We start from the raw sequence: 23,687 nt of genomic DNA, 5'->3' as shown, positions 1-23,687 counted from the left end.
ACCGCGGTTGACCGTGGCCGCTCCGCCGCCGGGCTGTTGTACGCCGGCAGGGGCGTCAGGCGTCGATGCGCTCCCGGTCCAGGCTCGCAGCGCCGGCAATGATGAAGTCCTTACGGGGCGCGACGTCGGATCCCATCAGCAGGTCGAAGGTTTCCTCAGCGTGCTTGGCGTTCTCGATTCCCACCTTGCGCAGGGTGCGGTGCCGCGGGTCCATAGTGGTCTCCGCCAACTGCTCCGCGTCCATCTCGCCCAGGCCCTTGTACCGCTGGATCGGCTCCTTGTAGCGTTTGCCTTCCTTGGCGAGCCGGGCCAGCAGGGAATGCAGCTCGGCTTCGGAGTAGGTGTAGATCATCTCGTTCGCCTTCTGGCCGGCGTTGATGACCTCCACCCGGTGCAGCGGCGGGACGGCGGCGAACACGCGGCCCTCATCGATCATCGGGCGCATGTAGCGGAAGAACAGGGTCAGCAGGAGGGTCCGGATGTGCGCACCGTCGACGTCGGCGTCGGTCATCAGAATGACCTTGCCATAGCGGGCGGCGCTGATGTCGAAGCTGCGGCCGGAGCCTGCACCGACCACCTGGATGAGGGCCGCGCATTCGGCGTTGGAGAGCATATCACCCACCGAGGCCTTTTGAACGTTGAGGATCTTGCCGCGGATGGGGAGCAGCGCCTGGAAGTCGGAGGACCTGGCCAGCTTGGCGGTTCCGAGTGCCGAATCGCCTTCCACGATAAAGAGCTCGGAACGTGCGACGTCGTCCGTGCGGCAGTCCGCCAGCTTGGTGGGCATGGAGGAGGTTTCCAGGGCGTTCTTGCGGCGCTGGGTTTCCTTGTGCACCCGCGCGGAGATCCGCGATTTCATCTCGCTGACGACTTTTTCCAGCAGCAGCGCTGACTGGGCCTTGTCATTGCGCTGGGACGAGGTGAGCTTGGCGTTGATCTCCTGCTCCACGACTTTGGCGACGATCGCGCGCACGGCGGAGGTGCCCAGGATCTCCTTGGTCTGGCCCTCGAACTGCGGCTCTGCCAGCCTGACCGTCAGGACGGCGGTTAGACCGGCGAAAATGTCGTCCTTCTCGATCTTGTCGTTGCCGGCCTTAAGCTTCCGGGCGTTGGATTCTACGGCCTTCCGGAAGGTTTTGAGCAGCGCCTGCTCGAAGCCCGACTGGTGGGTGCCGCCCTTGGGTGTGGAGATGATGTTGACGAAAGTGCGCACGGTACTGTCGTAACCGATGCCCCACCGGAGGGCGACATCGACTTCGCAGTCCCGTTCGACCTCGGTGAGCTGACTATGGCCCTTCTCATCAATGACCGGGACCGTTTCCTTGAATTTGCCGGCACCGTGCAGCCGCCAGACGTCGGTGACGGCGGGGTCCGCGGCGAGGAATTCGACGAATTCGGAGAGGCCGCCGTCGTGGTGGAAGACTTCCTCATGTGCGCCGGACTCCCCCGGGGTGCCGGGGACTTTGCGCTCGTCCCGGACGGTGAGCTTGAGCCCGGGGACCAGGAAGGACGTCTGGCGGGCGCGGTCCGCAAGTTCGTCGTAGGAGAATTTGGCGTCCGGGGTGAAGATCTGCCGGTCCGCCCAGTAGCGGATCCGGGTGCCCGTGACGCCGCGCTTGGCTTTGCCCACAACGTCCAGGACGGAGCCATCAAGGAATGGCGCGAAGACGGACGCCGGATCGAGCCTGCTGCCGTTGTCTTTAAAGCGGCCCGGCTCACCCCGGCGGAAGGACATCTTGTAGGTCTTGCCGCCGCGGTCGACTTCCACGTCCAGCCGGGACGAAAGGGCATTTACCACTGACGCGCCGACGCCGTGCAATCCGCCGGACGCGGTGTAGGACCCGCCGCCGAATTTTCCGCCGGCGTGCAGCTTGGTAAACACAACTTCAACGCCACTGAGTCCGGTCTTCGGTTCGATATCCACCGGCACGCCGCGTCCGTCGTCGTGGATCTCCACGGAGTTGTCCGCGTGCAGGATGATTTTGATGTCGTGGCCGAAGCCGGCAAGTGCCTCGTCGACGGAGTTGTCGATGATTTCCCACAGGCAGTGCATCAATCCGCGGGAGTCTGTCGAACCGATATACATGCCGGGGCGCTTTCGAACCGCTTCCAGGCCCTCCAGCACGGACAAATGCCTGGCGGTGTAGTCAGAACTTGGTGCCACGGGGCGGGGACTCCTTCAGGGACGGGACCGTCGCCGTCGGACGGGCAAAGCTGTTAGACGCTCTTGCTAGCCTAGCCGGAGTGCCCTCCGCCGGCGTGCTGCCACTCCCAACAGCCCGAAGCTCCGACGGGCGTTACCGAGACGTGATACGCGTACAGCGAAAGTGTGCCATCCAAGCCATGGATTCGCTGCGAATGCTGGTTATATAGGTATACCGATCTACCAAGGAGGCCGAACATGACAACAGCAGTTGCGGACCGCACACTGAGCACCGTTGACCGGTGCGATCGTTGCGGAGCACAGGCATATGTCCGGGTTGTTCTCGGCGCCTCCGGGGGTGAGCTGCTTTTCTGCGGCCACCACGCCCGCGCCGTGGAGCCGACGCTACGGCCGCTCAGCTCAGACTGGCACGATGAGACCGGCCGCCTTCACGAGAAGCCGCCGGTCCCCGTCGACTAGACCAGCACCCGGTCGACTAGACCAGCAAGAAATGGCCCCTCCGGATTCGGAGGGGCCATCTTGGTCTTAGCGTTCGTCGCGGCAGAGACCACCACGCGCTCAACGACCACTAAGCTTAACGATCAACGCGGAGCCGCGTCCGGCCCCATCCTGGTGGATGCCGGGCCGGGTGCGACTCCGCGTTGCTGCGTTTGTCCTTAGTCCAGGTAGTCCCGGAGGACCTGGGACCGGGACGGGTGCCGTAGCTTGGACATCGTCTTGGATTCAATCTGTCGGATCCGCTCACGCGTGACGCCGTAGACCTTTCCGATCTCGTCTAAAGTCTTCGGCTGTCCGTCGGTGAGGCCAAAGCGCATCGCCACCACACCGGCCTCGCGCTCGGAGAGGGTGTCCAGTACCGAGTGGAGCTGTTCCTGCAGGAGGGTGAAGCTGACCGCGTCGGCGGGGACGACTGCCTCGGAGTCCTCGATGAGGTCCCCGAATTCCGAATCGCCGTCTTCGCCCAGCGGTGTGTGCAGGGAGATCGGCTCGCGGCCGTACTTCTGGACTTCAACAACCTTCTCGGGTGTCATGTCCAGTTCCAGGGCCAGCTCTTCCGGAGTTGGTTCGCGGCCGAGGTCCTGCAGCATCTGGCGCTGCACGCGGGCCAGTTTGTTGATGACTTCCACCATGTGCACCGGGATGCGGATGGTGCGGGCCTGGTCGGCCATGGCCCGGGTAATCGCCTGGCGGATCCACCAGGTGGCGTAGGTGGAGAACTTAAAGCCCTTGGTGTAGTCGAACTTCTCGACTGCGCGGATCAAGCCCAGGTTGCCTTCCTGGATCAGGTCCAGAAACAGCATGCCGCGGCCGGTGTAGCGTTTGGCCAGCGATACCACGAGGCGGAGGTTTGCCTCCAGCAGGTGGTTCTTGGCCCGCTTGCCGTCGTGGATGACGAATTCGAACTCGCGCTTGAGTTTCGGATCCATGCTTCCGTCGTCGGCGTTGATCTTTTCCTCGGCAAAGAGGCCAGCCTCGATGCGCAGGGCCAGGTCGACTTCCTGCTCGGCGTTCAGCAGGGCGACCTTGCCGATCTGCTTCAGGTAGTCCTTAACGGGGTCGGCGGTGGCGCCGGCAGACATAACCTGCTGCACGGGTGCGTCGTCGTCGTCGGCGTCGGAGTAGACAAAGCCGGAGCCGGTAGCGGCTGCTGCCTTGGCCGGGATCTCCTCGCCGTCTTCACCGATCTCAACGGCCTCGACCGCGGCGTCGTCGAGGTCTACCTCGGCGTCCTCATCATCGTCGCCGTTCGCGGCTTTGCCGGCGGCTTGGGCCGCGGCCTTAGCGCCGGGCTTGGGCCCGCGCTTTTTGGGCTCAGGCTTGGCGACTGCCGACTCGGTGCTGTCGCCATCGGCCGAGGCGGCGTCTTTGACAGCCTTGTTGGCGGCGCGGGTGGCGGCGCGCTTGGCGCTCGTCGCCGCCTTCTTCTCCTCGGGAGACAATACGGCCTGGTCGGCGGGTTCCTTCTTCGCGGAAGACGGGGTCACAGAAAACCTTTCTAGCGGCGGTCTGTGGAATCACCATACGGGCAACACCACTATGACCCTGTCAAGTCCGTGTTTGACATCAGATGCGATCACGTCCAGCAGAGCCACTGAGTAGAACTCCTGGAGCGACCGTAATGTTCCCTGTTTCCAAGGTCCATAACGAGCACCTAATACACGGACCCAACCGGGTCTCGGCAACCATTGTCTCACGAATTTCGAAATCGGCACGGACCCGCAGGGCACCCGGAATGGTTTTCTGCCGCCGGTACCGTGCCACTGTCACAGCCGGAGCCTCGGTTTCGCCCCGGTGCCCGGTACCGGCGGGCCTCAGGTGCCGTCCGGCGCGAAACGCTGCCAGGCTGTCTCCCGTCGTCCCGCCCAGCCACACAGCGTTCCGCGGCGGACAAGTTCCGCCAGTAGTTCCGCCAGGCGGTATCCGGGATGTTCCTCGGTGGCCCGGCTGAAAAGCGCATCGGCAAAGGACCCTTTGCCTCGGCACCATTCAATCCAGCCCTGCCCGGTGAGTGCGGCGGCGGCGGCTTCGCCTCCGCCCGCAGCCAGCTGCTCCAGGACCCGGTCCAGGCCTGCCATCGCGGCCCAGTCGGGCAGCTGGGGTGCCAGCCCAAGGAGGATCTCGCCGTAGCCTGGCAGCTCCTGCAGTTGCTGCGCGGGACGCTCACGGCCGGCTCCCCCGCCGCGGCTTTCCTGGTCCGGCCGCTGTCCACCGTCGGGTTCCGGCCTCCGGCTTTGTCGTTCGCCGGGAAAGCCTTCCAGCGGTGGCAAGGGCGCCGGCGCCCGCGTCGCACACAGGGTTGCCGGCGGAGAGCAGGCCGCCGCGGCCGCAAAAACACCGAAGTCCTCGGCACCGCGTTCCGCGGCCGCCTGCCCTGCCGCCGCCATTACCAGCACCGCGTCACGCCAGGACGGAACGCACAGGGAGGCGCGGAGGTAGCCGGTGAGCCCCGCCGCGAGTGTGGGCCCGGGCGCCGGGGCGGCTATCACCTGCGTCCACACTGCCAGGACCTGGCTGAACTGGAGCTTGTCCCGGGTGCGGGCGGCGAACTGCCGCGCCCAGCCACGCTGGGCTTCCAGCACCGCAGGGTCAGGCGCGCCCGTCCGCGACCGGGATGAGGTGGTGCCGGGCGCCGGGCCGACGGTACTGCCGCGGAAGACCATCTCGGCGTTAAGCCGGCTGTTCCTGATTTCCTCCACGGGACGTCCCGGTGGTGCGCAGCACAACGGGTCGAGGCAGTAGGCGTTGCGCCAGTAACCGGAACCGACCAGCCAGGCATCCCGTACCGGCATTCCGGCGCCGGCCAGCGCGTCCTCCAGTTCAGCCAGCAGCGGAGCCCACCGCGCGCCGTCGCCGTCCGTTTCGGTAAAGAACGCAAGCAGCGAGCCGTCCGCCGCGTCGTCGGCCGCCAGGTAGGACGCCACGGTCCGGGCAAAGGCCACCGGGCGGACAGGGCCGGACCTGCCGGGGCCGCCGGCGCTCCCGGGGAGGTCTACCCGCAGCGTTGCTCCGAGCCTTTTGCCCTGCATTGTTATGGCGACGAGGCTGTGGGCTGGCCAGTAGCCAAGGGAATGCGGGATAAACCCGAGGATGTCCTCCGGGCCGGATATTTTCAGGTCATCGGGTGCTTTCATCCAACCAGCCTCGCGGTACGCGCGGTCCCGCGTTAGTGGCGCCTGCCCGTATGTGGACAACCCGCACGGGCGAACCGCGCAGCTGCTGGCGGTCAGGGTGTGCGGCGACGCTCCGCGCTGAGCCTGCGCTGCTCGGCGAGTGCCCGCAGCAGCGGCCGGACCACAACGCCCTGTGCCGCCATCTGCCTGCGCACCTTGCGGCGGATGATCACAATGGCGCCTGCCCCGCCTGCCAGCAGCAGGAACTGCACGCTCAAGGCGATCCGGAAGGGATCGAGCCCGTACAGCTCGCCGCGGGAGAATCCGGTCGCGTACAGGACGTCAAGGATCAAGCCAATCAAGTAGATCGCAATCAGGGAGGCGATAAAGCCGCCCACATTCACGATCCCGGTGGCGGTGCCGATCCGGTGCGCCGGGTTGAACGTGCGGGCGAAGTCGAAGCCAATCATGGAACCGGGGCCGCCGATGGCGAGTACCACCACCAGTCCGGCCAGCAGCCACAACGGGGAGCGCCCCGGGATCAGCAGCACAGCTGCCCAAGCCGCAGCAGTGGCCGCGGAAATCAGCAGCACCATGGTGGACCGCCGCAGCGGGTGGCGGGCAACGAAGCTGCCCATCACCGGTCCGGCGGCGATGGCCGCTGCCACGTAGAGGGTCAGCAGCGCCGACACTGTCGGGGTTTCCAGGCCCTGGGCAGAGATCAGGAACGGGTAGCCCCAGGTCATGGCGAAGACGGTACCGCTGAACTGGACGGTGAAGTGGCTCCAGAGGCCCAACCGGGTGCCGGGCTGCCGCCACGCGTGCGACAGGCTGACCCCCGTGGCGCGCAGGCCCTGGCTCGGCTGCGGTGCGGGGTGCCCGGGTGGCAGGTCCTGAAGCAGGACCAGCACAAGCACCGTGGCGAGTGCTGACATGGACGCCAGCGTCAGGAATGCGGGGGTCCAGCCGGCGAGGTGCAGGATCATAGCGAACGGCACCACACTGAACAGCTGGCCAAGCTGGCCTGACATTCCGGTCAGCTGGGTGAGCAGCGGGACGCGGGTGGGCGGAAACCAGATCGGGATCAACCGGATCACCGAGATGAACGTCATCGCGTCCCCGGCGCCGACCAGTACCCGGCCCAGCACCCCTCCCGGGATGTTCTCGGCAAACGCCAACTGAAGCTGGCCGAGCCCCATCAGGACTGCGCCGCCGGCGATCATGGCCCGCGACCCGAAGCGGTCCACAAGAATGCCAACAGGTATCTGCAGGACTGCGTAGACGAGCAGCTGCAGCACGGTGAAAAAGGAAATTTCGGCAGCGCTGGCATGGAAGCGCTCGGTCGCTTCCAGCCCCACAACGCCGAAGGAGGTGCGCTGGCTGACCGCCACGAGGTACGCGAAGACACCAACGATCCAGATCAGCCAAGCGCGGGGTGAGGTCACTCCTCCATTATGCCCAGTCGACGGAGAAATCGTATTTATTCTCCGGGTTCTTTACGGGCCAGGTAGGCCTCAACGGCGGCGCCAAGGGCATCTGCGTTGGGCAGCTGGTCATTCTCGTCGGCGAGCAGGGAACGCCGTACGGTACCTTCGGCATTCTCGTCATAGCGGGTCTCGAGCCGGGACACCACCTGCTGCACCTCCGTGGAAGCGTCAATCTGCTGGGCGATCTGGCGTCCGACTTCGCGCCCGGCTTCCCGAAGCCGGTCAGCCGGCAGCATCAGCGAGGTGGCCGCCCCCAGGTATTCGAGTCCGGCGACGGCGGCCGTGGGGTATTCGGCTTCGGCGAGGTAGTGCGGGACGTGCATCACGTAGCCGGCGACGTTGCGCCCGGCTTCCGTCAGCCGAAGTTCCAGGAGGTGGCCGATGGCGGCCGGCACCTCGACGGTGGGCTTCCACACCGAGATGCCCTCGATGAGCTCCGGCCGGTTGCCGTGCACCGTGACGCCGACCGGCCGGGTGTGGGGTACGGGCATGGGAATGGAATGGATCCAGGTGACGAGGTTGACATCAAGCGCCTCGACGATGCCAATGACGGCCCGTGCAAACCGCTCCCATTGCAGGTCAGGCTCGAATCCGGCAAGGAACAGGAATGGGCTGCCCAGCCCGTCGACCAGCCGATAGAGGGCAAGGCGCGGCGCCTGATAGTCCTGCAGGTGGTCCTCGACGAAGCTGATCTGCGGGCGGCGGCTCCGGTAGTCCATCAGTTGGTCGGCGTCGAATTCGGCGACAATGCCGGAATCCAGGGTGTCCAGCAGTTCCCCGGTGATCTGGCTGACGACGTGACCCGCATCGGCAAATCCGGTGAAGCCCATCACGAGGTTCAGTCCGCGCAGTTCCGGGCTGTGGAACAGCGCGTCATCACGCAGATAAAGCGATTCGGGGTCCAGCAGGGAGCCAGAGATCCGTTCAAACACGGCATGTTCCTTTCCTCTTAGTCTGTGGGAGCGGCCGGACACGCCAAGAGGGCGTCGGCGCTGTTATCCGGTACAACACGCCGTGGCACGTACTCATTCCTGTCCGCGGTGTGCCGCAGCTCTCATTCAATTGAACACCCGCGCCGGGGAGAGACTACGATCGGAGCTGGCCTTATGACGGCTTGGCGACACCCGGGTTACGTCGCAAACCGACAACGGCCAGGTTCCATGGCAGGACGGAAGAACATGCGGTTCCTGCCCACAAAAACTCAAAGAATTGAGGACTGTCCTCGTGGTCAAGAATAGTGAAGTCAAACTTAGTGCGGTTGCAGGGGACCTGAAGAAGTCCCCCAGCGATGCCCTGGTAATCGGAGTGGGGCAGGGCGCCGACGGTCCCGTCCTGCTGAGCAACCCCCTGACCGCCAAGGCCGCCGAAGCCCTCGCGGACTCACTGAGTGTTCTTGGCATCACCGGCGCAGCGGACCAGGCCCACCGCCTCCCGGGCCTGGGCGAGGCAGGGGCGAAAGTCCTCGTGCTCGCCGGCGTCGGAAAAGTGTCCGCATCGCAGCCGCTCACCGAGGAAGCCCTCCGCCGCGCCGCCGGCTCGGCGGTCCGCCAACTGGCGGGACTCGGCACGGTCACAGTGGCGTTTCCGACGACCTCGCTCGGCGATGTTGCCGCCGTCGCCGAGGGCGCAGCGATGGGCGCCTACTCCTTCTCCGAATACCGTTCATCCACGGACGGCCTGAACGAACCGGTGAAAAACGTTCTGATAGCCACGGATTTTGCCGCAGACAAGGGTCTCAAGGCGGTCCTGGAACGCGCGGCCCTGATCGGCAAGGCCGTCAACGCGACCCGCTCGCTGGTTAACCAGCCGCCGAGCCACCTCTTCCCCGAGTCCTTTGCGGAAGCAGCCAAGGACCTGTCCAAGGGCCTGCCGGTCAAGGTAACCGTCTGGGACGAGAAGCGCCTGGAGAAGGACGGGTTCGGCGGAATCCTCGGCGTCGGCAAGGGCTCTACCCGGCAGCCCCGCCTGGTCAAGGTCGAATACTCCCCCGCCAGGGCCACCGCCAAAATCGCCCTTGTGGGCAAGGGCATTACCTTTGACACCGGCGGAATCTCACTCAAGCCGCACCTTGGCATGGGTGACATGAAGTCCGACATGGCGGGCGCCGCCGTCGTACTGAACACCGTCCTGGCCATCGCGGGCCTCGGCCTGCCGGTCAAGGCCACCGCCTGGCTCTGCATCGCGGAGAACATGCCCTCCGGCGCTGCGCAGCGTCCCGCCGACGTCCTGACCATCTTCGGCGGCAAGACCGTCGAAGTCCTGAACACCGATGCCGAGGGCCGTCTGGTCATGGCGGACGGCATCGTCGCCGCCAGCCAGGAATACCCGGACGCCATCATCGATGTCGCCACACTCACCGGGGCGCAGCTCATCGCCCTCGGTGACCGCACCGCCGGCGTGATGGGCTCCGAGTCCGTCACCGGCGCGCTCAAGACCGCAGCTGACCGCGCCGGCGAGCTCGTCTGGCCGATGCCGCTTCCCGAAGAACTGCGCCCGAGCCTTGAGTCACAGGTCGCCGACATTGCCAACATCGGCGAACGCCACGGCGGCATGATGACCGCGGCCGTCTTCCTGCGCGAATTCGTCGGCAAGGGCAAGGACGGCGAGCAGATTCCGTGGGCCCACATCGACATCGCCGGGCCGTCATTCAACAACGGCAGCCCCTACGGCTATAACCACAAACAGGGCACCGGCTCTACCGTGCGCACCCTGGTGGCCTACGTCGAGGACATCCTCGCCAAGTCCAGCTAGGCACCGGACGCAGCGCCGGGCGGGCACACGCCCTGGTGAGCAGGGCGTGGCGCCCCGCTCACCAGGGCGCGTGAGTCTGGACACAAGCCCTCCACAAACGCCATGGCAAGGTGGAGCATGTATAAGTGGTTCGCTAAGGTGAACTGCGGTAGTCACAAATGAAAGGGAACGGCCCCGCTGGCATAATCGCAGCAGGGACATTCCAAGACCAGATGATGCGTACTCCCGTGTCATCGTTCACGCGAGGGAGCGTTTTAGTGGCCGATCAGGCAACTGCGCAAGAATTCGACATCCTGGTACTCGGCGGCGGCAGCGGCGGCTACGCCACTGCCCTGCGTGCCGTTCAGCTCGGCCTTACCGTTGGCCTGATCGAAAAGGGCAAGCTCGGCGGGACCTGCCTGCACAACGGCTGTATCCCCACCAAGGCCCTGCTGCACTCCGCGGAACTGGCAGACCACGCCCGCGATTCGGCAAAGTACGGCGTCAACGTCACGCTCGACAGCATCGACATCACAGCTGTGAACGCCTACAAGGACGGCATCATCGCGGGCAAGTACAAGGGCCTGCAGGGTCTGATCAAGTCCAAGAAGGCCATCACCGTCATCGAAGGCGAGGGCAAGCTCCAGGGCACCGACACCGTCGTGGTGAACGGGACCGCCTACAAGGGCAAGAACATCGTCCTCGCGACCGGGTCCTACTCCCGTTCCCTGCCGGGGCTGGAAATCGGCGGCAAGGTAATCACCTCCGACGAAGCCCTCACCATGGACTACATCCCTAAGAGCGCGATCATTCTGGGCGGCGGCGTGATCGGCGTCGAGTTCGCTTCCGTCTGGAAGTCCTTCGGCGTCGACGTCACCATCATCGAAGGCCTGCCCTCGCTGGTTCCCAACGAGGACGCCACGATCGTCAAGGCCTTCGAGCGTGCCTTCAAGAAGCGCGGCATCAAGTTCTCCACCGGGACCTTCTTCCAGGGCGTCGAGCAGAACGACGACGGCGTGAAGGTCACCCTCGTGGACGGCAAGACCTTCGAGGCGGACCTTATGCTCGTGGCCGTCGGACGCGGCCCCGTCACGGCCAACCTCGGCTACGAGGAAGCCGGGCTGAACATCGACCGCGGCTTTGTTATCACCAACGAGCGCCTGCACACCGGTGTCGGCAACGTCTATGCCGTCGGGGACATTGTCCCGGGCGTGCAGCTGGCGCACCGCGGCTACCAGCAGGGCATTTTTGTTGCCGAGGAAATCGCCGGCCTGAAGCCGGTAGTCGTCGAGGACGTCAACATCCCCAAGGTCACCTACTCCGAGCCGGAAATCGCGACTGTCGGCTACACCGAGAAGGCCGCAAAGGCCAAGTTCGGTGACGACCAGGTCCAGATCCAGGAATACAACCTCGCCGGCAACGGCAAGAGCTCCATCCTGGGCACCAGCGGACTAGTGAAGCTGGTCCGCCAGAAGGACGGCCCCGTCGTCGGCGTTCACATGATCGGCTCCCGCATGGGCGAGCAGATCGGCGAGGCCCAGCTGATCGTGAACTGGGAAGCTTACCCGGAGGACGTGGCCCAGCTGGTCCACGCCCACCCGACCCAGAACGAGGCCCTGGGCGAAGCCCACCTGGCTCTGGCCGGCAAGCCCCTGCACGGCTGACAGTTCCGCCCGCATCACCGCAAGAACCTCGGGCGAAGTGCACCCGGCACAAAATGCCGGGTGCACTAAGCTCGACCAAGGCAGCAATCATCCGCACTAAAGATCAATAAGGAGAACGGGGACGACATGTCTGAATCCGTTAACTTGCCCGCCCTCGGTGAGAGTGTCACCGAAGGAACCGTCACCCGCTGGCTCAAGCAGGTAGGTGACCGGGTGGAGGTGGACGAGCCGCTGCTCGAGGTTTCCACCGACAAAGTAGACACCGAGATCCCCTCTCCGATCGCCGGCGTGATCGAGGAAATCCTCGTCGCCGAGGACGAGACCGCCGAAGTCGGCGCACCGCTCGTGCGCATCGGCGACGGTTCCGGTTCGTCGGGTTCGGGCGAAGCGCCCGCCGCGGCCCCCGCCGATGAAGCCCCGGCCCCCGCCGCGGCCCCCGAGTCCCCCGCGGCAGCCGAAGCGCCGGCCCCCGAGGCTGAAGCACCCGCCGCGGCCCCCGCTCCCGACGGCGAAGGCCACGAAGTCACCCTTCCCGCCCTGGGCGAGAGCGTCACCGAAGGCACCGTGACCCGCTGGCTCAAGAGCATCGGCGACGCAGTGGAGGTCGACGAACCGCTGCTGGAAGTTTCCACTGACAAGGTCGATACCGAGATCCCGTCACCAGTGGCCGGCGTCCTGCAGGAAATCCGTGTCGCCGAGGACGAAACGGCCGAGGTCGGTTCCGTCCTGGCCGTGATCGGCTCCGCTGCAACAGCCCCGGCAGCGGCCGCTCCGCAGGCCGCCGAAGCGCCGAAGCAGGAAGCTCCCAAGGAAGCCGCACCGGCTGCGGCACCCAAGCAGGAAGCGCCCAAGCAGGAAGCTCCCAAGCAGGAAGCGCCCAAGCAGGAAGCTCCCAAGCAGGAAGCACCGGCTGCCGCACCCAAGCAGGAAGCACCCAAGCAGGAAGCTCCCAAGCAGGAAGCACCGGCTGCCTCATCCGCGGAGTCCGGCTACGTCACCCCGCTCGTCCGCAAGCTGGCCAACCAGCACGGCGTGGACATCTCGGCGTTGACCGGGACCGGCGTCGGCGGCCGCATCCGCAAGCAGGACGTGCTGGCGGCAGCAGAAGCCAAGTCAACGCCGGCCCCGGCCCCGGCCCCCGCCGCCGCTCCGGCGGCACGCCCGTCGGCCGAACTGTCCTCGCTGCGCGGCACCGTGCAGAAGGCACCGCGCATCCGCCAGGTCATTGCCCGCCGCATGCGTGAGTCGCTGGATATCTCCACTCAGCTGACCCAGGTCCACGAAGTGGATATGACCAAGGTCGCCAAGCTGCGCACCAAGGCCAAAAACTCCTTCCAGGCCCAGAACGGCTCCAAGCTGACCTTCCTGCCCTTCATCGCCAAGGCTGTCGCCGAGGCCCTGAAGCAGCACCCGAAGGTCAACGCCTCCTATGACGAGGACAAGCAGGAGATTACCTACCACAACGCCGAGCACCTGGCGATTGCAGTAGACACGGACAAGGGCCTACTGGTTCCGGTGATTGCCGACGCCGGCAACCTGAACCTTGCCGGCCTGGCCGGCAAAATCGCCGACGTCGCGGATCGCACCCGCAACGGCAAGATCGGCCCGGACGAACTCTCCGGCGGGACCTTCAGCATCACCAACATCGGTTCCGTGGGCGCCCTGTTTGACACTCCGATCATCAACCAACCGCAGGTAGCCATCCTGGGCACCGGCGCGATCGTCAAGCGGGCCGTTGTGGTCTCCGATGCGAACGGCGATGATTCGCTGGCCATCCGCTCGATGATGTACCTCTCGCTGACGTACGACCACCGACTGGTGGACGGCGCTGACGCGGGGCGCTTCCTGCAGACGCTCAAGGCACGTCTTGAAGAAGGCGCCTTCGAAGCGGACCTGGGTCTTTAGCAGCCACCAGGCCTAAGGCCACCAACGGCGACGGCGGTGCGGGCAGCGATGGGAAACCACCGCTCCCCTGCGCCGCCGTCGCCGTCTTCGATTCCACCGCCGGCCGCGCGGCGCTCCGGCGGATGGGCCTTACTACACTCGGTAGAATCCTCTGGCTACACTGGTCCCATGAATATCGTTTATAACATCATGGTCTTCCTGCACATCATTGGCGCGGCCATGATCGTTGGTATCTGGATCGGCCAGATGAAAAAACCCACGGTACATCCCCGCCAGTTCGACGGCGCACTCCTGCAGCTGGTCACGGGCATCGTGATGCTGGGCCTGATCCCGGCCCTGGACATGGACGCAAACTACTTCAAGCTCGGCATCAAGTTCGCCATTGCCCTCGCCGTGGGCGTCCTGGCCTTTATGGGCAGGCGCCAGTACAAAAAGGGCGAACAGGTCAGCAAGGGACTCGCCCACGGCGTCGGCGGTCTTGCGCTGCTTAACGTGGCCATTGCCACCCTCTGGCAGTAGGCAGTAGGCAGTAGGCAACTTACGCCACGACGGCGACGGACCCGCAAGGGTGCGTCGCCGTCCTCGTTAACCCACTCCTCAGCGGGGCACCCCTCGTGGGACGCTGGACGCGCCGGGCCCATTACCCCCAAATGCGGTCACAATCCTCTGAGAGCGGACACCGGTGCGTCGTCAGCGCCGACTCCCTAGGATGGGAGACGGCACAATCCGGCTCTTCGCCGGTTCTGTGGGAAAAGAACAATCTGGAGGAGTGGACATGGCAGCAACACGCACCGCACACACTGTATGGAACGGCGACTTGATGACCGGCGCCGGCAACACAACGCTGGACAGCTCCGGTCTTGGCAACTTCGACGTCACCTGGAAGGCGCGCGCGGAGGCCTCCGAGGGCAAGACAAGCCCGGAAGAGCTCATCGCCGCAGCCCATTCAGCCTGTTTCTCCATGGCCTTCAGCCTCGCCGTCGCGCAGGCCGGCCACACACCGGAGGAAGTCAACACCAAGGCGGATGTCACGTTTGTCCCCGGGACCGGGATCACAGGCAGCCATCTGACCCTCAGCGCCCGGATCCCCGGCATCTCCGAGGACGAGTTCCAGCGCCTTGCCGAGGACGCCAAGACCGGTTGCCCCGTCTCGGCCGCCCTTACCGGCATCAAGATCACCCTGGACGCCAGCCTGGCCTCCTAGCACGAACAACGGCGAAGGCCCCCGTTCCCCAGCCAGGGAAACGGGGGCCTTCGCCGTCGGGCGCTGGACGACCCGGGCGTGCCGCCTAGTGGCCCGACCCACGGGCCGGCAGCGGGGCCGGCCGGAGAAGGCGGTAGCCCTCGCGCAGCGGCGGGCGGTCGGTCGGCAGCTCCTGGACCATTTCTTTCAGAGCGCCAATGCCGTATTCCAGTTGCGGGTCGTTTCCGGCGGCATACGCGTGCGGCGGGAAGGTCACCTCGATGTCCGGCGGGACGCCGAAGTTCTCGACCCCCCACCCCACACCGCCGGAGAACCAATTGGCGTAGCGTGGCTGGGTTACTCCGGTGCCGTCGGCCAGGGCGAAGCGGTTGTCGATACCAACGACGCCGCCCCAGGTCCGGGTGCCGATGACCGGACCGATCCCCCGCAGTTTGGCAACCTGGGTGATGATGTCCCCGTCGGAGCCGGCAAATTCATCGGCCAGGATGATCACGGGTCCGCGCGGCGCGTGGTGCGGGTAGGTCCGCGGCTTCTCCCCGCGCGGCATGCTCCAGCCGGTTACTTTGCGGCCAATGAGTTCGGCGACAAGCTGGGAGGTGTGTCCGCCACGGTTGCGGCGGACGTCGACGATCAGCCCGTCGAGCGCCGTTTCGGTATCAAGGTCCCGGTGCAGCTGGGCCCAGCCGTTGGCCATCATGTCCGGAATGTGCAGGTAGCCGAAAGTTCCCTGCGAGGCCTGCCGGACGGTCCGGCGGTTGGCGCTCACCCATTCCTGGTAGCGCAGCCTTTCCTCGTCCCGGACCGGGACCACAGCCACCCTCCGCTGCTGCCCGGCCCGGTCGCCGTGCCCGGCGCCGTTGCGCAGGGTGAGTTCAACGGCGCGTCCGGCGGCGCCGACCAATTCCATGGCGGGGGTTCGTTCCCCGGTGAGTTCGACGCCGTCGATCGCGAGCAGCACGTCGCCGGCTTTCGCGTCAGCTCCCGGGCGGGTCAGCGGCGAGGTGGCGAGCGGGTCGGAGGACTCCCCCGCAAGAATTCGCGTGATCTGCCAGCCCGCGCCGGTGAATGCGAGGTCGGCGCCGAGGCGGCCCTGGCCGTTGCTGCCGTTCTCGGTGACGGCCACCGGCCGGACGTAAGCGTGCGAGGTGCCCAACTCGCCGTGGAGCTCCCAGAGCAGATCCACGAGGTCATCGTGTGAGCCGAGCCGGTCCACGATCGGGCGGTAGCGGGCGTGCACCGAGTCCCAGTCCTGGCCGGCCATGTCTTCGGTCCAGAAGAAGTCGCGCTGCAGCCGCCAGGCTTCGTCGAACGCCTGACCCCAGACACTGAGCGGATCAAGCTTCACCCGGATGCGGCTGAGGTCCACCTTGACCAATTGGCCCGACTCCTCGTCAGCCTTGGCGTTGGCAGGCGAAACGCGGATCTGCTTCTCGTGCAGGACCACCACCTTCTCCCCGTCGCCGGAGAGCCGGTAACTGTCCAGGGCTTCCACGATGACGGTGGTTTTGCGGCGCGCGAAGTCGAAGCGGACAAGGCTGGGTGCAGCGTTCTTGTCCTCCAGGCTGGCGCGTCCCTCGCCTGTCACGCCGGAGAGTTTGCTGTCAAGCCAGAGCAGGGCACCCTCCGTGGCGGACAGGTGGGAGTAGTTTCCCTGCGGCACCGGCACGCTGATAACGCGGTGCGCGAGCCCGTCCGGGTCGACCCGGACGGCCGGAACCACGTCTTTGGCGGCACTTTCATCGGCGTCGGCCGGGCCTGCAACGCTGCTCTCCGGCAGGTCAACGCTAGGTCCAAAGGGCGAGGCGGTCTCCGCGGCAAGGGCCACAAGGTACGGCTTGATCGGGCTTGGGAAGGACAAGTCAAAGGAGTGTCCGTCATAAACCGGGTCGAAGCTGCGGTTAGAGAGGAAGGCGAGGTACTTCCCGTCGGGGGTAAACGACGGCGACTCGTCGCAGAAACGCCCGTCGGTGACATCGATGATGGCGTTTGTGCCATCCGCTGCGGCGTTGGTGACTGCCGTGATGCGCAGCCGGCTGCGGGAGCCGAAGGAGGTGACCGGCTCGGACCAGGCCAGCCAGGCCGAGTCCGCGGACCAGCTGAATCCTTCGATACTGCCTTCACCGATACTGCTCACGAGTGCGAGCGTGCCGGTCCGCGTGTCGGCAAGGTAGACATCGCCGAAAGCAGTGCCGACGGCGAGCCAGCTGCCGTCCGGGCTGGCTTCAATGGCGCGGGCGCGGGTCGCTTTGGGGAAGTCGAGCCTGGTCAGCCGGGGGGCGGGTTCCTGCTGCCTTGCGCCGGCTCCGTCGACCACTGCTGGGGTGTCCTCGGAGCTGTTGTCGGCTGGGCCCTCCGCCGCTCCTGCCGGAACGGTTGCCGTTGCCACGGCGTCGGGTCGGGTGAGTGCTGCCGCGGAAACGGGCCGGGGCAGGGCAGGGCCGGCGTCGGGTTCCCCGCCAGTTCCGGCTTTCTCCTGCGGCGCGGCGGCAGGCAAATGTCCCGCAGGCTGCTGCGAGCCGGAAACGGTGCCGCCGTCCGGCGTACCCGCGTTCAAGGGCGCCGCGATGGCCGTCAGGTACAGGGCTTCAACGCCATTGTGGTCGGCCACGTAGGCGATCCGGCCGGCGCCGAAGGGGCGCGGCAGGCGGGCCCGGACGCCGGGGGTAGCTTCCAGGACACGCGACGGGCCGTCCTTGTGACGCAGCCAGTGCAGCGTGCCGTGGGCCTCTACGGCGCTGGAGCTGCCGGTGCGGTCCGGAACCACGTCACCGAGGTGCCGTGATGGCTTCAGCGGCACACCGCGGCGCGCCTGTGAGGCTGAACCGAGGGAGATCTCGAGTTTAACGGCGTCCGCGCCGAGGTCCGGCAGCAGCCAGAGCTCACCGGCCGATTCGAAGACAACCCGCCGGCCGTCGGTTGCAGCGTGGCGGACGTAGAAGTCCTCGTGGTCAGTGTGGCGGCGCAGATCGGAACCGTTTGGCAGCACGGAGTAGAGGTTTCCGTAGCCCTCGTGGTCGGACAGGAAGGCGATCCTGCCGTCGACCCACAGCGGGTCCGTGAGGTTGCCGTCCAGCTCTGCGGCCAGGCGTTCGAATTCGCCGTTTCCGTCGGCGTCGATCCACAACTTGCCGGCCGCGCCGCCCCGGTAGCGCTTCCACCAGGCCGGTTCCCGGGAGAGCACGCTGGCCAGGACCACGGGGCGTTCGTCGCCGACGACCGGGCCGAAGGCGACGGATTCCACCGGGCCCAGCGGGAGTTCAGTGGCCCAGCCGCCGGTGACGGGAAGGCTGTAAGCGTGTGTGTGGCGGCTGTCAGCCTGCCGGAACGCGCTCGTGACCAGGACGTCGCCCTCGGGGGTGAAGCCCTTAACCCGGGTTGTGGCGTGGCCGAAGTAGCTCAATTGGCGGTAGCCGCCGCCGTCGACCTCCGCGGTGACGACTTCCGGTGACGTTCCCTGCACAACCGTCCACACCAGCCGTTTGCCGTCCGGGGTGAAGCGGGGGTTGCGGGCGGGCAGCTGCAACGCGGAAACGCGCCAGGCTCGGCCCCCGCCGAGGGGCGCAACCCAAACGTCGTCTTCGGCCACGAAGGTGACCAGGTCGCCGTGCAGATGCGGGAAACGGAAGTAACTCGAGGAAGTCATCGTTCGATCATAGTCAAGACCTGCCCGCAAGCCGGGCAGGTATCCCCGCTGCGCCGGACGTGGTGAGATGGATCATGCGAATCATTATTGCCGGAGCCTCGGGGCTGATCGGAACAGCGGTTTCCCACACCCTGCGCAGTGCCGGGCACAACGTCGGCACGCTGGTCAGGCGTCCGCCGGACTCGCCGTCCGAGTTCCAATGGAACCCCGGCGAAGGCCGTATTGATGACACCGCGCTGAAAGGCGCCGACGCCGTCATCAATCTCTCCGGTGCCGGCATCGGCGACCGGCCCTGGACCCGGTCGCGCATCAACGAACTCCGCAGCTCGCGGCTGGGGGCCACCAGGACACTGACTGCGGCCATGGGCCGCCTTGACACTCCCCCGGCGGTCTTCCTGAGCCAGTCGGCCTCCGGCTATTACGGCAACGCGGGACCGGCTGTGCTCCGGGAGAACGCCCCCGCCGGCAGCGGAGTGCTCGCCCGCATCTGCGTCGACTGGGAGGCAGCGGCGCACGAGGCTCCGGCTGGCGTCCGGGTGCTCACGCCACGCACCGGCGTCGTTTTGAGCCGTTCGGGTGGAGCCCTGGGCAGGCTTATGCCGCTGCTGCGCCTGGGCGTGGGTGGACCGCTGGGCAACGGCCGGCAGTACTGGCCCTGGGTGACGCTCCCGGATGTTGCCGGCGCCTATGCGTTCCTGCTGGACAGCCCGCTGTCCGGGCCGGTGAACCTGTGCGCCCCGGAGAGCGCGGATGTAAACTCGCTGATCGCGCAACTGGCTGCGGCCCTGCACCGCCCCGCGTTGCTCCGCGTCCCCGCGCCGGTGCTGCGCCTGGTCATGGGCCAACTCGCCGACGAACTGCTGCTCGCCAGTCAGCGGATGGAACCGGCGGCGCTGAGCGAGGCCGGTTTTGCCTGGCAGCATCCCTCGTTGGCCCAGGCCGCAGCCTGGGTAGCAGGATCGGGCCGCACGTCCTGACTAGCGCGGACGCACGCTAGCCGGATCCGTCGAGGACATCCTGCAGACGCCAGTGTCCGGCCACCGGCGCGAGTACCAGCCGAAGCCGTTGCTCCGGCCCTGCGCCGGCCTCGGCCAGGACCGCGCCGTCGGCGCCGCGCTCCTGGTAGGGGGGTGTACTCGCGGTGACGGCCACCACCGCACGGGCGGAGCCGCTGCCTGATTCCGTGGCCACCCGGGTCAGGACGGTGCTGAACCCGGCCAGCACCCGGCCCGATTCCTTAAGCCGGGCACTGATCCGGATATCCGCCACGGCCGCTGTCGATCCCGGCACATTGACCTGCTCCAGCAGCAGGAAGTCGCCCGAGCTGAACGCCAGCGAGCGGAGCCTCGCCAGCCCCAGGACGGCGACTCCGGGATCCGGCGAAGCGAGCTGTGCCGTCACATCCGGGGGAACCGCAGCAGTTCCCCCGTCCGCCGCGGCGGATGCAGGCGCCGGGTCCCGGACCACCCCGGCATCTGAACGGGGAAACCCGGGAATCGGAGCCCAAAGCCCGGCGAAACCCCACGCTCCGGCCAGGGCCGCGGCGACGGCCAGTACCGCGGCGACGGCCAGTACCGCGGCGGCGGTCCGGAAGACTCTTCCCCGAGACGCACGGCCGCCAGAGGCGCGGCCCCCGGGCGCACGTCCCCCGGGTGCGCGGCGTGCCGAGTGCCGCGCAGCCGGATAAGTCGCGGCGAGAGGTGCGCGGCGGAAGCGGCCCGGCAGGGACCGGAGCTGTTCCACGCGGCGCTCCCGTGCCGTGCCGGGCAGGGTGCGGCGGGTCAGCAGCTGGGGAAGGACCGTGGGGTGGACCGAGACCGAGAGGTCCACCGGCGCCGCCCCGGCGCTGCGATGAACGGCGGCCGCCAGTTCGCCGGCGGAGGGCCGAAGCCTGCGGTCCTCGTGAAGTCCGGATTCCAGCGCTGCTGCCAGCGCCGGCGGAACCCCGGGAACAAGCAACGGAAGCGGCGGCCGCTGCGGTCCGGGCTGGGGCGGGTGTCCGGTCAGGCAGTACCAGCCCAGGGCGGCGAGCGAATAGACGTCGCGCCCCGGCTGCAGTCCGGCCCGGACGGCGTCAACCGGCGCCGGGTCGCTGAAGCCCGCGGTCCCGGCCCCGGCCACAGCCCTCGCGTCGGCAACCATACGCGCTACCCCCAGATCAGCCAGCAGCGGTTTACCGTGCGCCGTGAACAGCACGTTGCCCGGTGAAACATCACCGTGGGTGAAACCAAGACCGTGCAGGTAGGCGAGGGCCTGGGCAATCGGCGTCAGCACCGTCACAGTCTCCCCCGGCCCCAACGTTCCCCGTCCGGCCACAAGCTGCCCCAGTGAGCCGCCCGCCGCGTAGTCCATCGTCAGCCCCAGGCTGCCGTCCGCCGCGCCGTCCAGCCGGACAACACCGTGTGCCTTCACCAGGTGCCCGTGATCCAGGACGGAGAGTATCCGGATCTCGCGCCGGACCGCGTTCTCCATCTCACTTGGGCCAAGGCCGTCGCCGGCATCAAAGCACTTCAGAGCGAACTCGCGTCCGGTGGACTGTTCATTGACCAGCCACACCGTGGCATTGCCCCCGCGCCCCAGGCAGCGGCCGACGTCGTATCCGGGAACCGCCGGGGCACACGTGCCAGACCAGGTGTGATCTTCCATAGTCTAGGAATAGCGCAGACCGCAGAATCCTGCAGAAGTTATCCACAGGAGCGAGAGATTCGACACAGAATCGGCGCCCGGGGCGGCCGGGGTCTAAGCTGGATGCCATGGCTCTTGAGTTCTCCCGCCTGGGTTTCGCCCCGGAATTCGTCGAATATGCCCGAGGCTGGGACATCCAGCGCAACCTCCATCAGCGGGTCCTCGCCGGAACCGCACCCAGTACGGTCCTGTTGCTTGAACACGCCGCCGTTTATACCGCGGGTAAACGCACCGAAGACCACGAACGCCCGTTTGACGGCACCCCGGTGGTTCCCGTGGACCGTGGCGGCAAGCTCACCTGGCACGGGCCCGGGCAGCTCATCGGCTACCCCGTTATCAAACTCAGGAACAAAGCCGGCATCCGCGATTATGTGGAACGGCTGGAGGCTGTGATCATCGCCGTCCTGGCCGACTACGGAATCAATGCCGTCCGGATCAAGGGCCGCGCCGGGGTCTGGATCGAGCAGGACCGGAACGGACCGGCGCGCAAAATCGCGGCGATCGGCATCCGTGTCCACGAGGGCGTCACGATGCACGGCTTCGCCATCAACTGCAATAACGATCTCGCCCCCTACGGCCAGATCGTTGCCTGCGGCATCAGCGACGCCGGCGTCACCACGATCTCGCAGGAGACGGGCCGGGACGTCTCCCCCGCCGACCTCGTGTCGCGGATCATCGAAGAACTGCGCAACAATGAAGAAGCGCTAGTTGCAACCCATGAAGGAGCTCTACTGTGACCCTGGCACCAGAAGGCCGGAAAATGCTGCGTATCGAGCAGCGCAATGCGGCCACCCCGGTGGAACGCAAGCCGGAATGGATCAAGGCCAAGGTCCAGATGGGCCCGGAGTTTGTGCAGCTCAAGAAGCTCGTCAAAAAGGAAGGCCTCCACACCGTGTGTGAAGAGGCCGGCTGCCCCAACATCTTCGAGTGCTGGGAAGACAAAGAAGCAACTTTCCTGATCGGTGGCTCCGAGTGCACCAGGCGCTGCGACTTCTGCCAGATCGACACCGGCAAGCCCTCCCCTGTGGATGTTTTCGAACCAACCAAGGTGGCCCGCTCGGTCCTGGCGATGCAGCTCCGCTATGCCACCGTCACGGGGGTCGCCCGCGATGACCTCGCCGATGAGGGCGTCTGGCTCTACGCCGAAACGGTCCGCAAGATCCACGAACTCAACCCGGGCACCGGCGTCGAACTCCTGATCCCGGATTTCTCCGGCAAGCCCGAGCACATTGCTGCGATCTGTGACTCCAAGCCAGAGGTGTTTGCCCACAACGTTGAGACCGTCCCGCGGATTTTCAAGCGCATCCGTCCGGCTTTCCGCTACGAACGCTCGCTGGATGTTATCACGCAGGGCCGCAAGCTCGGCATGGTGACGAAGTCCAACCTGATCCTGGGCATGGGCGAGACCCGCGAGGAGATCTCCGAGGCGCTGCGTGACCTGCACGATGCCGGCTGCGACCTGATCACCATCACCCAGTACCTGCGCCCGTCCGAACGGCACCTCCCGGTGGACCGGTGGGTCAAGCCGCAGGAGTTCGTGGACCTGCAGCAGGAGGCCGACGAGATCGGTTTCCTCGGTGTGATGAGTGGACCGCTGGTGCGTTCCTCGTACCGGGCCGGCCGGCTCTGGGCCACCGCGATGCGCAAAAAGGGCTGGGAAATCCCGGCCGCGCTCGCCCACATCGAGAGCTCCGGCAGCACCCGCCAGGAAGCCAGCTCGCTGCTCGCGGCGCATTCCTGAGCCAGCGCCGACGAAGGCCGTTCACGGCCGGCACCGGGGAAATCCGGCGTCCGGCCCTCCGGCGCAGATCACGTAGAATGTAAGGCACTATGGCGAATTCCCCTGATCCCAGCAACTCCACTCCGGCTTCCGACACCCCGAAGCGTGGCCTTTTTTCGCGTAAGCCCAAAGTGGCCAAGGTCAAGAAGCCGAGCCGCCTGAAGCAAATCGGCGAGGTCTTCCAGATGACCCGCCAGCACGATCCGATGGTCCAGTGGCTGATGCTCCTGGCATTCCTCGGCGTCATCGCTGTCAGCTTTTTTGTCGGGTTCCTGCTGGATAACTGGATTACCGGGCTGATCATCGGCATCCCGCTGGGCGTCCTCGCGGCCACCCTCATCCTCTCGCGCCGCGCCGAACGTGCCGCGTTCGCGCGGATCGAAAACCAGCCAGGTGCCTCGGGCGCGGCAATGGGCACGCTCAAGCGCGGCTGGATCGTCGAAGAGCAGCCTGTTGCGGTTAACCCCCGCACCCAGGACGCCGTCTTCCGCGCCATCGGCCGTCCCGGTGTTGTACTCGTCAGCGAGGGCCCCAGCGCCCGGGTCAAGCCCCTGCTCGACGCCGAACGCAAGCGCCTGGGCCGCATCCTGCCCAACGTCACCATCCACGTTATTGAAAGCGGCCGCGGCGAAGGCCAGGTTCCGATCAGCCAGGTCGCCAAGAAGATGACCAAGATGAAGAGCGAACTGACGAAGCTCGAGGTCAGCACGGTCTCCAAGCGCATCTCGTCGCTGGGCAGCCGCCTGCCGATCCCCAAGGGCATTGATCCCTACAAGGCCCGCCCGGACCGCAAGGCATCCCGCGGACGCTAAGC

The 23,687-nt window shown here is 66.5% G+C and carries 17 protein-coding genes; 10 read left to right on the top strand and 7 right to left on the bottom strand.

Annotation, left to right across the window (positions count from 1 at the left end):
- Positions 1-55 precede the first annotated feature (55 nt).
- Positions 56-2,164 (bottom strand): DNA gyrase/topoisomerase IV subunit B, encoded by a 2,109-nt coding sequence (locus QMG72_RS12315; protein ID WP_226773242.1) that lies wholly within the window; start codon positions 2,162-2,164, stop codon positions 56-58.
- Between the two features lie 237 nt (positions 2,165-2,401).
- On the opposite strand from QMG72_RS12315, the gene QMG72_RS12310 reads away from it, so the two are divergent.
- Positions 2,402-2,623, top strand: coding sequence for a DUF7455 domain-containing protein (locus tag QMG72_RS12310; protein ID WP_160666415.1), 222 nt, complete (start codon positions 2,402-2,404; stop codon positions 2,621-2,623).
- A 197-nt stretch (positions 2,624-2,820) separates the two neighbouring features.
- On the opposite strand, the gene QMG72_RS12305 is transcribed toward QMG72_RS12310, so the two are convergent.
- From QMG72_RS12305 to QMG72_RS12290, 4 genes are all read right to left on the bottom strand, one after another.
- Positions 2,821-4,149: an RNA polymerase sigma factor gene (locus tag QMG72_RS12305; protein WP_226773243.1), complete on the bottom strand. Its 1,329-nt coding sequence runs from the start codon at positions 4,147-4,149 to the stop codon at positions 2,821-2,823.
- A gap of 327 nt (positions 4,150-4,476) precedes the next feature.
- Positions 4,477-5,796 (bottom strand): DUF4192 family protein, encoded by a 1,320-nt coding sequence (locus QMG72_RS12300; RefSeq protein WP_226773244.1) that lies wholly within the window; start codon positions 5,794-5,796, stop codon positions 4,477-4,479.
- 92 nt (positions 5,797-5,888) lie between these two features.
- Positions 5,889-7,220, bottom strand: a complete 1,332-nt coding sequence (locus QMG72_RS12295; RefSeq protein ID WP_226773245.1) for an MFS transporter — start codon at positions 7,218-7,220, stop codon at positions 5,889-5,891.
- Positions 7,221-7,255: 35 nt separating this feature from the next.
- Positions 7,256-8,194, bottom strand: coding sequence for a proteasome assembly chaperone family protein (locus tag QMG72_RS12290; protein ID WP_282359848.1), 939 nt, complete (start codon positions 8,192-8,194; stop codon positions 7,256-7,258).
- 292 nt (positions 8,195-8,486) lie between these two features.
- Here QMG72_RS12290 and QMG72_RS12285 point away from each other — a divergent pair, with 292 nt between their 5' ends.
- The 5 genes from QMG72_RS12285 to QMG72_RS12265 all read left to right on the top strand — a co-directional run bounded on the left by QMG72_RS12285 (position 8,487) and on the right by QMG72_RS12265 (position 14,765).
- Positions 8,487-10,013, top strand: coding sequence for a leucyl aminopeptidase (locus QMG72_RS12285; protein ID WP_283480659.1), 1,527 nt, complete (start codon positions 8,487-8,489; stop codon positions 10,011-10,013).
- 257 nt (positions 10,014-10,270) lie between these two features.
- Complete coding sequence (gene lpdA, locus QMG72_RS12280; protein WP_226773248.1) at positions 10,271-11,656, top strand: dihydrolipoyl dehydrogenase; 1,386 nt, start codon at positions 10,271-10,273, stop codon at positions 11,654-11,656.
- Positions 11,657-11,782: 126 nt separating this feature from the next.
- Positions 11,783-13,561 carry a 2-oxoglutarate dehydrogenase, E2 component, dihydrolipoamide succinyltransferase gene (sucB, locus tag QMG72_RS12275; protein ID WP_283480658.1) on the top strand — a complete coding sequence of 593 codons (1,779 nt, stop codon included), beginning with the start codon at positions 11,783-11,785 and terminating at the stop codon, positions 13,559-13,561.
- A gap of 168 nt (positions 13,562-13,729) precedes the next feature.
- Positions 13,730-14,080: a hypothetical protein gene (locus tag QMG72_RS12270; RefSeq protein ID WP_226773299.1), complete on the top strand. Its 351-nt coding sequence runs from the start codon at positions 13,730-13,732 to the stop codon at positions 14,078-14,080.
- 256 nt (positions 14,081-14,336) lie between these two features.
- Positions 14,337-14,765 (top strand): OsmC family protein, encoded by a 429-nt coding sequence (locus QMG72_RS12265; protein WP_226773300.1) that lies wholly within the window; start codon positions 14,337-14,339, stop codon positions 14,763-14,765.
- Between the two features lie 85 nt (positions 14,766-14,850).
- Here the strand turns inward: QMG72_RS12265 and QMG72_RS12260 are convergent, their stop codons facing one another.
- Positions 14,851-18,408 (bottom strand): S41 family peptidase, encoded by a 3,558-nt coding sequence (locus QMG72_RS12260; protein WP_283480655.1) that lies wholly within the window; start codon positions 18,406-18,408, stop codon positions 14,851-14,853.
- 74 nt (positions 18,409-18,482) lie between these two features.
- On the opposite strand from QMG72_RS12260, the gene QMG72_RS12255 reads away from it, so the two are divergent.
- Positions 18,483-19,385, top strand: coding sequence for a TIGR01777 family oxidoreductase (locus tag QMG72_RS12255; protein ID WP_226773302.1), 903 nt, complete (start codon positions 18,483-18,485; stop codon positions 19,383-19,385).
- A 16-nt stretch (positions 19,386-19,401) separates the two neighbouring features.
- Here QMG72_RS12255 and QMG72_RS12250 read toward each other — a convergent pair whose 3' ends face one another.
- The gene (locus QMG72_RS12250) at positions 19,402-21,054 is read right to left on the bottom strand and encodes a serine/threonine-protein kinase (protein WP_283480653.1); all 1,653 of its coding nucleotides are present in this window, start codon (positions 21,052-21,054) and stop codon (positions 19,402-19,404) included.
- A gap of 107 nt (positions 21,055-21,161) precedes the next feature.
- On the opposite strand from QMG72_RS12250, the gene lipB reads away from it, so the two are divergent.
- From lipB to QMG72_RS12235, 3 genes are all read left to right on the top strand, one after another.
- Positions 21,162-21,830 carry a lipoyl(octanoyl) transferase LipB gene (gene lipB / locus QMG72_RS12245; RefSeq protein WP_226773304.1) on the top strand — a complete coding sequence of 223 codons (669 nt, stop codon included), beginning with the start codon at positions 21,162-21,164 and terminating at the stop codon, positions 21,828-21,830.
- Complete coding sequence (lipA, locus tag QMG72_RS12240) at positions 21,827-22,834, top strand: lipoyl synthase (RefSeq protein WP_226773305.1); 1,008 nt, start codon at positions 21,827-21,829, stop codon at positions 22,832-22,834. The genes lipB and lipA overlap by 4 nt, the downstream gene beginning before the upstream one ends.
- 89 nt (positions 22,835-22,923) lie before the next feature.
- Positions 22,924-23,685, top strand: a complete 762-nt coding sequence (locus QMG72_RS12235) for a DUF4191 domain-containing protein (RefSeq protein WP_226773306.1) — start codon at positions 22,924-22,926, stop codon at positions 23,683-23,685.
- Positions 23,686-23,687 lie beyond the last annotated feature (2 nt).

Origin of the sequence: Pseudarthrobacter sp. PH31-O2, from assembly GCF_030063265.1 — a bacterium.
Classification (GTDB): domain Bacteria; phylum Actinomycetota; class Actinomycetes; order Actinomycetales; family Micrococcaceae; genus Arthrobacter.
Note: the sequence above shows the minus strand (reverse complement) of the source record. Positions and strands in the feature narration are given on the sequence as shown.